The 1,574-nt window shown below is 65.6% G+C and carries 3 protein-coding genes; all 3 read left to right on the forward strand.

Going from position 1 to position 1,574, the window contains the following annotated elements; genetic code table 11:
- Positions 1-515, forward strand: a 515-nt coding sequence (locus tag AADI75_RS16090; RefSeq protein WP_341209993.1) for a threonine--tRNA ligase, incomplete at its 5' end; no start/stop codon positions are given.
- 57 nt (positions 516-572) lie between these two features.
- On the forward strand, positions 573-893 hold the full coding sequence (locus tag AADI75_RS16095) for a hypothetical protein (protein ID WP_341209994.1): 321 nt from the start codon (positions 573-575) through the stop codon (positions 891-893).
- A gap of 228 nt (positions 894-1,121) precedes the next feature.
- Positions 1,122-1,574 (forward strand): translation initiation factor IF-3 (gene infC, locus AADI75_RS16100; protein WP_341209995.1); only part of this gene is annotated, 453 nt, incomplete at its 3' end.

Genomic DNA, 1,574 nt, shown 5'->3' on the forward strand with positions numbered 1-1,574 from the left:
TCCACCTGACCGACGCGATCGGGCGGACGTGGCAGGTCGGCACGATCCAGTCGGATCGCGTGCTGCCCGACCGGCTCGACGCGAGCTATGTCGGCGAGGACGGCAACCGCCACCGCCCCGTGATGCTCCACCGTGCGATCCTCGGGACGTTCGAGCGCTTCATCGGCATCCTGATCGAGCATCACGCCGGGCGCTTCCCGCTGTGGCTGAGCCCGGTGCAGGCGGTGGTGGCGACGATCGTCTCCGACGCCGACGATTACGCGCATGAGGTGGCGGCCAAGCTGCGCGCGGCGGGTATCCGCGTCGAAACCGACCTGCGCAACGAGAAGATCAACTACAAGGTGCGCGAACATTCGGTCGCCAAGGTCCCGAACCTGCTGGTGGTCGGCAAGCGCGAGGCCGAGGAAGGCAAGGTCGCGCTGCGGCGGCTGGGTAGCCAGGCGCAGACGTTCCTGACGCTCGACGAAGCGGTGCAGATGCTCCGCGACGAGGCACGCGCGCCCGACATGCGCTGACGCTCGACGTCATCGGTCCGCTCTTCTATGATGCCCGGGCACATAGGGAGCGGACCGATGCGTATCTTGCTTGCGACGCTGGCGCTGACGCTTCCCCTGCCCGGCGCGGCGCAGACGGGTATTAACGGACCGGTCGGCGGAGCCGCGACGAGCGTTCACGACAATAACGGGCGCATCGATCGCGAACGGGACGCCGGTCGGCTGTCGCGCAGCGATGCACGGCGCGCGAAGACCGAAAACGGCATCACGGACGATCTGGCGGAGCGTTATGCCAGCGATGGGCGCGTCACCGACGCGGAGCAGGCCGAGATCACCAACCGCAACAATGCGATGCAGAGTATCCTGAACGCACCGGCGCGTACTGGGCCGAAGCGCTGAGGGACGGTCGTCCGCGACGAACCGCGCGCCGCCCCTTCACGGTTGCGGCCTTCTTCCCTGGTGATAAGATCGGGTGAGGCGCAGGTGTCTCCCCGACGCCGGCCCCTCCGCGAGACCTCGCCTCCTCGCCCCGGCCTGCATCGGGGAGAGCGAGCTATTTCAAAACGCGACCGGATGCCCTATATTGCGAGGGTAATCACTACAGGAGCAATACCCATACGTCCTCCCATGATGCGCCGGCCAAACCAGGCGCCGCCGATGAACGGCCCGCGGTTCAATGAGTGGATCCAGAGCCCCAAGGTCCGCGTGATCGATCACGAGGGAGAGAACCTTGGCGTGATGTACACGCGCGAGGCGATGGAGCAGGCACGCGAGCTCGGGCTCGACCTGGTCGAGGTGTCGCCCAACGCCGATCCGCCCGTCGCCAAGTTCCTCGATGTCGGCAAGTTCAAGTACGAGGCGCAGAAGAAGGCGAATCTCGCCCGGAAGTCGCAGAAGACGCAGGAGATCAAGGAGATCAAGATGCGTCCAAACATCGACGACCATGATTACGACACCAAGATGAAGAAGGTCGCCGAATTCATCGAGGAGGGCGACAAGGTGAAGGTCACCATGCGCTTCCGCGGCCGCGAGCTGAGCCACGGCCAGCTAGGCATGAACGTGCTCCAGCGCGTCGCCGAG

Origin of the sequence: uncultured Sphingomonas sp. (assembly GCF_964021865.1) — a bacterium.
Taxonomy (GTDB): domain Bacteria; phylum Pseudomonadota; class Alphaproteobacteria; order Sphingomonadales; family Sphingomonadaceae; genus Sphingomonas.